7 protein-coding genes are annotated in these 7,750 nt (G+C 61.5%); all 7 read right to left on the reverse strand.

What is annotated here, in order from left to right; all coding sequences use genetic code 11:
- Position 1 precedes the first annotated feature (1 nt).
- Positions 2-1,066, reverse strand: a complete 1,065-nt coding sequence (locus tag AC1D1Z_RS16410) for an ABC transporter permease (protein ID WP_018245456.1) — start codon at positions 1,064-1,066, stop codon at positions 2-4.
- A complete protein-coding gene (locus AC1D1Z_RS16415) occupies positions 1,063-2,613 on the reverse strand; it encodes a sugar ABC transporter ATP-binding protein (protein ID WP_018245455.1) in 1,551 nt (516 codons plus the stop codon). Before AC1D1Z_RS16415 ends, AC1D1Z_RS16410 begins: the two co-directional genes overlap by 4 nt.
- Complete coding sequence (locus AC1D1Z_RS16420) at positions 2,610-3,254, reverse strand: DUF2291 family protein (RefSeq protein ID WP_018245454.1); 645 nt, start codon at positions 3,252-3,254, stop codon at positions 2,610-2,612. The genes AC1D1Z_RS16415 and AC1D1Z_RS16420 overlap by 4 nt, the downstream gene beginning before the upstream one ends.
- 73 nt (positions 3,255-3,327) lie before the next feature.
- A complete protein-coding gene (locus AC1D1Z_RS16425; RefSeq protein ID WP_018245453.1) occupies positions 3,328-4,269 on the reverse strand; it encodes a D-ribose ABC transporter substrate-binding protein in 942 nt (313 codons plus the stop codon).
- Between the two features lie 100 nt (positions 4,270-4,369).
- On the reverse strand, positions 4,370-5,197 hold the full coding sequence (locus tag AC1D1Z_RS16430; RefSeq protein ID WP_018245452.1) for a phosphogluconate dehydrogenase C-terminal domain-containing protein: 828 nt from the start codon (positions 5,195-5,197) through the stop codon (positions 4,370-4,372).
- A gap of 130 nt (positions 5,198-5,327) precedes the next feature.
- Positions 5,328-6,665, reverse strand: coding sequence for a four-carbon acid sugar kinase family protein (locus AC1D1Z_RS16435; protein ID WP_032981334.1), 1,338 nt, complete (start codon positions 6,663-6,665; stop codon positions 5,328-5,330).
- A 5-nt stretch (positions 6,666-6,670) separates the two neighbouring features.
- On the reverse strand, positions 6,671-7,750 hold a 1,080-nt coding region (locus AC1D1Z_RS16440; protein WP_477851228.1), incomplete at its 5' end, for a RuBisCO large subunit C-terminal-like domain-containing protein.

Raw genomic sequence — 7,750 nt, forward strand, 5'->3', positions numbered from 1 at the left:
CTCAACCTGCCTTTGCCATCTGCATGAGGGTAACGCGCTGCTGCAGGCGGCGTTGCGCCTGGTCGACGACGACGGCAATGATGATGACGAGGCCCTTGATGACCATCTGCCAGAAGGAGGAAACGCCCATCATCACCAATCCGTCGGAGAGGATGCCGATGACGAAGGCTCCAATGATCGTGCCGCCGATCGTGCCGCGGCCGCCCGACATCGAGGTGCCGCCGAGCACGGCGGCGGCGATCGCATTGAGTTCGAAGCTTTCGCCGGTTGCCGGATGGGCTGCCATCAGTTCGGAGGAGATGACGACGCCGACGATGGCCGCGCAAAGTCCGGAGAACATGTAGACGAAGATCTTGACGACATCGACCCGGATACCCGACATGCGCGCAGCCCGCTCATTGCCGCCGACGGCGAAGATATGACGGCCGATCGGTGTCGAGCGGGCGACATAGGCGGCCAGCAGCGCAAGCACGATCAGAATCCAGATCGACACCGGCAGGCCGAGAATGCGCCCCGCGCCGAAGAAATCAAAGCCGGTCGTTGCATATTCAGGCCGGCCGACAAGGTTGGGAAAGGTCTGGCCGTCCGACGACAGCAGGGCGAGACCGCGGGCGATATAGAGCGTACCAAGCGTGGCGATGAAGGGCGCGACGTTGAGCTTGGTGATCAGCAGACCGTTGATCAGACCGATGAGCAGGCCGATCGACAGGGTGATCAGCACGATCTCGAAAAGGTTGAAAAAGATGGTGTAGCCAATCGGCAATTCGATGCCGTAAAGGATCAGACCGCCCGCGACCATGCCGCAAAGACCGACGATCGATCCGACTGAGAGATCGATGCCGCCGGTGATGATGACGAAGGTCATGCCCATCGCCAGGAACGCGTTCAGCGCCACATGCTTCGACATCAGGATCATGTTCGCCGTCGAGGTGAAGTTCGGTGCGAAGATCGCAAAGAAGATGATGACGGCAAATAGCGCGATGAAGGTCCTGAGCTTCATCAGCGTCAGAAGCATGGAGCCGTTGGCGCCTTTCGGCGCGAGAATAGTTGATGTAGCCGCCATCATGACGCGAGTTTCCCTTGATGTCCGTGTCCCTTGGCAGAAGCCGCAATGATGGCTTCTTCGGTGGCCTCGTTCCGGTCGAAGACGGCGACCAGCTGGCCGTTGCTCAAAACCGCGATGCGATCGGAAAGCGCCATGACCTCTTCGAGGTCGGAAGTCGAAAACAGAATGGCAAGCCCGTTTGCCGCCAGCCGCCGCATGGTACGGAAGACATCGGCCTTGGCGCCGACATCGATGCCGCGGCTCGGTTCATCCATCAGAAGCACCTTCGGATTGGTCATCAACGCCTTACCGATGACGACCTTCTGCTGATTACCCCCTGACATCGAGGTCACCTCGAAATCCGGGTTCGGTGCCTTGATCGAGAGATCGCGGATCGTATCGCGAATGGCATTCTTCTCCGCACGCCTGTCGATATGGAAGAGCCGGGTGAAGCGGCCAAGGCTCGCCAGCGTCAGGTTGGAGGCAATCGAGAGCACCTGGACCAGACCTTCCCGCTGCCGGTCTTCCGGAATGAGCGCAAGGCCGCGGCGGATACGTCGCGTGGTGTCGCGGGCGCGAACCTGCTTGCCGTCGATGAAGATCTTGCCGGTCGAGTGTGTGTGACGGCCGATCACGCATTCGAAGAATTCGCTGCGCCCGGCACCCATCAGGCCATAGATGCCGAGGATTTCGCCTGCCTTGACCGACAGGGAGACATCGTTGACCGAGAGCCCGCCCGTCGGCCGCGGCAGGCTGATGTTTTCGGCGCGAAAGACCTCAGCTCCGATGGCGTGGTTCACGGATTTTGCAAAATCCTTGGCATCCGAGCCGATCATCGAACGCACGATCCAGCGTGTGTCGATGTCGCGGACCATCGCCTCACCGGTGATCTGGCCGTCACGCAGCACCGTGATGTAGTCGCCGATCCGCATCAGCTCTTCGAGCCGGTGCGAGATATAGACGATCGCCACGCCCTGGGCCTTCAGTTCCGCGATCACCTTGAACAGGATCTCAACCTCGGCCGCCGAAAGAGCCGAGGTCGGCTCGTCCATGATCAGGATTCGGGCATTCAACGACATCGCCTTGGCGATCTCGACGAGCTGCTGCTGGCCGATCGGCAAATCCTCGACCATCGTATCGGCCTCTATCCCGGCATCCAGACGCTTCAAAAACGCATTGGCCTTTTGCACCTGCGCCTTGTGATCGATGCCAAGAATGCCGCGGGTGATTTCGCGCCTGGCGAAGATGTTCTCGGCAACCGACATGTTTGCGAAGAGATTGAGCTCCTGAAAGATCATCCCGATGCCGTGCGCTTGCGCATCGGCAGGGCTATCGAAGGATACGGGCACGCCATCCAAGATGATGCGGCCGAGCGTCGGACGCTCGACACCGGCGATGATCTTCATCAGCGTCGATTTGCCTGCGCCGTTTTCGCCGACAAGCACGTTCACTGCGCCGCGACGCAGCTCAAGATTGGCGCGCTTGACGGCGACGATACCCGAATAGACCTTCGACACGTCGTCGAGGCGCAGGATGACATCGTCCTTTTGTGTCTCTCCTGTGGTCATGAGCCCACCTTCAGTTCCGAAGGTGTGACGAGCGGAAGCTCGCCGCTTTTCGGCAGCGGAAAGGCGCCGATCGCGGTCACCGTCTTGCCGACCAGGCCATCGCGCGGGACGGCAGACAGAAAGGCGGTATTGGCCTTTTCGTTGAAGGCCTTGCCGAACTGCGCCCACTCGATCTGGTTCTTGAATTCGTTGAAATTGACGAAGTCCAGCGTATCGCGCAGCGCCGTGCCGCGGAGCGCCGGCCCGATCTGGATCTTGGCATCGGCCTTGCCGTCGCCATCGGCGTCGACATCGAGCGTTGCCGCGCGCGAAGCCGTATCGGCTGCAATCACCTTGCCGGTGATCTTCACCGCATAGGTCCATGGCGAGCTGCTCTGCTTGCGGGGATTGCCGTATTTCTCGCCCGCGGCATCGGGGCTGGAGGCGGAAAGCTGCATTACGTCTTTCAGGTCGCCGGCGCGCTTTTCGAAATAGGGGACTGCCTCGGACTGCCAGATCGCCTCGACCTTTGCATTCGGGTCGAAGGCGGTCTTGGCCGCTGCCGCCGCCTTTTCCTCCGCGGTCGGGGTCTTGATGATCTTGCAACCGGGCAAGGCTGCCGCCACGACGGCAGCGAGCAGGGCGCCCTTCATTCTCAACATGCTATGAACCTCGACGTCTTGCGAAAAGCATTGCAGAGGGCGCAGCGCTGCGCCCTCTGCAATTCGCGGCTGATCAGTTCGTCAGGGCGAAGGTTTCGAGCTTGCCGGAGTTGTCGGCGTTGATGAGAACGCAATCCATCAACTGCTTCTCTTCCTTTGGCGTCGTCTTGTTCTTGATGTAGGCGTCGGCCTGTTCTACCGCGAGCTGAGCCTGCGCATAGGCCGGCTGCAGCACTGTCGCCTTGATGCCGCCCGACTTGATGGAGTCGCGCACGTCGTTGGAGCCATCGAAGCCGACGACGATCACGTCCTTGCGGCCGGCCGCCTGCAGCGCTGCGATTGCGCCCATTGCCATGGTGTCGTTCCCTGAAATGACGCCCTTGATGTCGGGATTTGCCTGGAGGATGGTTTCCATCTTCGAATAGGCTTCCGTCTGGCTCCAGTTGGCCGACTGCTTGGCGACGGACTTCAGGTCCGGGTAGTCGTCGATGACGTCGTGATAGCCTTGCGAGCGGATGCCGGCATTGGTGTCGGACTCCTTGCCCACCAGCTCGACGTAATTGCCCTTCTCGCCCATCAGCTTGACGAATTCCTGCGCCCCGAGCTGGGCGCCCTGGTAGTTGTTCGAGACGATCTGGGCAACGGCAACGCCGGTCGCGTTGATTTCGCGGTCGATCAGGAAGGAGGGGATGCCCGCATCCTTTGCCTTCTTGACGGCCGCGACGGAGGCGTCGGCTCCGGCATTATCGAGAATGATCGCCTTGGCGCCGCGCCCGATCGCCGTGTCGATCATTTCGGATTGCTTGTTGGCGTCGTCGTCATGCGTCATGAGCAGCGTCTCGTAGCCGAGCTCCTTGGCCTTGGCTTCAGCGCCGACGGCTTCGGCCTTGAAGAAGGGATTGTCATGCGCCGGCGTGATGATGGCGATGAGATCGGCCGAAAAGGCCGGAAGAGCCGTACCAAGCGCGAGGGCGCCGGCAAAAGCTGCAAGTGTCAGTCTGCGCGTCAGTTTCATATTTTCCTCCCTGTTGTGAATGAAGCCCCGACTCCCCGGAGCGGCTAACCCCGTCTCCTCGGGGCAGTTGAAGGGGGAGGGCTCGCCTCCCCATGCCGGTTCAGGTGATGCGCCGGATGCTTTCGGCGATCTCCTGCGGTTCGAATACCTTTTTCCAGTCGTCGCGCATCAGCGCCGGGATGCCGAACTCGATCGCCTTGTTGCAGGCATCCGAGAACACGCCGTCGACTTCCTTGAAGATGACCGCGCCGAGCACGTTCATATGGCCGAGCAGGAAGTCGCGGGCAGCCTGTTCAGGCACGCCGCGTGCCACGCATTCGTCCATGGCCTGCCGCATGACGACGAGCAGCGATGCGCAGACGGTTTCCGACAAACCCGGTTCGAGCATGGCAAGCTGGTCGACCGTGACCCGGTGCGAGCGCATGACCGGAGCCCAGATGAGTTTGGCGATTTCCTCGCCAAGCGCATAGGCGCTTTCGGGACCCTGCATGAGCGCCGAGACGATGTGCTGCTTGGCGAACAGGCCGCCGAAATGGTCCTTCTTGGCCTGCATCTCCGTCTCGTCGTTGAAGATCGGCGGATGGCAGGGATGGGTGACGAAGTAGGTAAGATCGTCGCGCTTCGGCAGGTGGCCGGCAAAGGGAGCCGCAGCGTCCAACGCGATCACCATCGTGCCTGATGTGAGCTTATCGACGATGCCTGCCGCCACTTTGCCGATCGCCGTATCCGGCACGGCAAGGATCACCACATCGGCGCCATCGAGTGCGGCATCGACGGGTAAGCAATCAAGACCGAGATCATTCTTCAAACGGGCCTTGCCTGCGTCGCTCACCTCGACATGGCGCACCTCGAAACGCGAGCCTTTGAGGTTTTTGGCAAGCCGGTATCCCATTTTTCCGCCTGCGCCGAAGAGGGCAATCTTAGTCATGTTTTCCTCACCTGTTCCGTTTTTGATAGGATCATATACTGGTATGATGAGTCAATCACCATATCACTACTTAATTGTTGGAATCACTTTTTCCGCGATCGCACATTTCTGCCGATGCCGGAGGAAACCATCAGTGCTTCCTCCCCTCACGGATCTGGACGAAATAGTCGTCCGTCCCGACCTGGCCGCCTTTGAGCGCAATCTGCAGGCCGTTGGTCGGCTGATAGTCGCCATGCGCGAGGCAAAGCGGAGAACCCGGCGTCTGGGGAAGCGGAAGAAGCGTCGTCAGCGCGTCGATCTTCAACTGCCTGAGTGCGTGACTGGACGTGTCGCCGCCGGCGACGACCGCACGCGAAAGCCTCTCGTTCTCGATCAGGCGACGCAAGATCGTGCCGAGCGCGCTCCCGAGCCGGTGACGCGCACCCGGAAGCTTGTCGATGTCGGTGCCGCGGTCTGCGGATGGTCCAAGCGCCGTGTAAAGAATGACGCTCTTGCCTTGCCTGAGCTTCGCGGTTCCCGCCTCTACCGCAGCACTCACCGCGCCCTCGCCTTGCTCCGAGACTAGTGCAAGCGGATCGAGCGCGATACTCTCGAAGCCATTCTCGACAGCCGTCCGGATCTGGCGCTCGGTCGTCGGCGATACGCTGCCCGACACGACGGCGAGGCGGTCGGCCGGGCCGATATCGGGAAACTCGGCTTTGCTTTCGCCGATGAAGCCGCTCCGCCGCCATGCGCTGAGCAGGGCATATTCGACCCCCGAGGAGCCGGCGACGAAGCTCCCCGAGCGGCTGGCGACACGAAGCAACTGCCGACCCGCGGCCTCCTGCGTCGCCTCGGAATCGACATCGATGAGCAGAATCCCCTCGGAACCCGACGCCAGGCCGTCGATACGCGCATCGGCGTCAGCCGCGGTGATCGCGATAAGATCGGCGACCAGGACGGGAAGCAGGGTTTGCTTCGACAAGTGAACGGCAAGGTCCGCCTCGTCCATCGGCGTCACCGGATGACGGCTCATGACAGGATGGCGATCGATGCGAAAGACTCGGCCCTGGTAAGCGGCAAAGAGGTTGCCGAATGCCGTGTAGCGCTTCAGTTGCGGCGCGCCGACGATGACCGGTACGACGGATTGCCTGAAGACCGTACGGCCTATTTCGATCGCCTTGCCGATATTGCCGATCTCGGGGCTGGAATCGAAGGTCGAGCAGACCTTGTAGTGGCAGATGGCGGCGCCAAGCGAATTCAGCCATGCGAAAGCGCGCGTAAGGTGCTCTCCCATCCATGCGGGCGTCTCGCTGCGGCTTGTCCCGGCAATGCCGATTGCCCGGCAATCGCTAAAGCGTGCAAGCAGTTCCGGCGTCGGAACGTCGAGGAAGAGCACGGTCGACACACCGTTCGAGGCCAGGGCCTCCATGACATCGGTGGAGCCAGTAAAGTCATCGCCGTAATAGCTGACGAGAAGTCCATCCATCGCGGTCACGCACCCTTGCCGTCGCTAAATTTTGCAATCGAGGCGGCGAGTTCCGGGTGCTCCCTGGCGTAGATCTCTAGCGGGATGTCTGCGACTGCGGCCTGCCAGGCCTGCTGCACCGCGCGAACGCCGGCCGCCGGGCCACCGGGGTGGCTGACGATGCCGCCGCCGCAGAGATAGAGAAGATCGACGGTCCGGCCGGTTCGCTGATAGGTCTCCGGCGCCTGCCCTCCCCACTGGCCCGACCCGGCAACCGGAAGCGGGCAATCGGAGGCATTAAACAGCGGCGTACTGACGGCCTTGAAGGATGAGACGAAGCTGTCGTCCGGCTCCCAATATTTGACCCTGATGCCGTTGATCTGGAATTGGTCGACGCCCAGCAGCCGCCAGAACTGCTGGTAGACCTTGAAATCCATGCCGGCGCCGGGGTCGCGTGTCAGCACGTCCCAACCGTTTCGATGCGCGTGCAGCACCAGATTCGAGCGCTTGCGCAGAAAGCTCATGCCGCCGAAGCCGATCGAGTTGATGTTGACGACGGCGCAGTTGCCGCCGGCCTTGGCGACGATATCGTGGTTGCGCATCATCTCGTCGGGGTCGGCATGCGAGATGCCGAAGGCATACATGACCTTCTTGCCGGTCTTCTGCTCGTGATCGAGAATGCGCGGCATGATCGCCGCAACGCGGTCCCTGAGCGGCGAATAGGCCGGGCTCATCAGTTTTTCGTCATCCTTGATGAAGTCCACGCCGGATGAGATCAACTCGCCGACGAGTTCCGCCGTCTCGTGTGGCCTGAGGCCAAGCGCCGGCTTGACGATCGTTCCGATGATGGGGCGACCTTCGACGCCGGTGAGGCGGCGGCTTCCAGGAATGCCGAACTGCGGTCCGGGATGCGCGCTTTTGAAGGCGTCGGGCAGCGTCATGTCGACGATGCGGATGCCGGTCATGCCCTTGATGGAATAAACGCCGCCGATCGCAATGGTCATCAGTGCCGAAAGATCGGTCCCGATCGCCTCCAACGGAAAGGCAATGTCGACATCGGCCCGATTGAGCAGCGTGCCGGGGGCGACCTCGGGCCAGGTCGGATG

The sequence above is a fragment of the Rhizobium sp. P1_E1 genome (genome assembly GCF_056406015.1).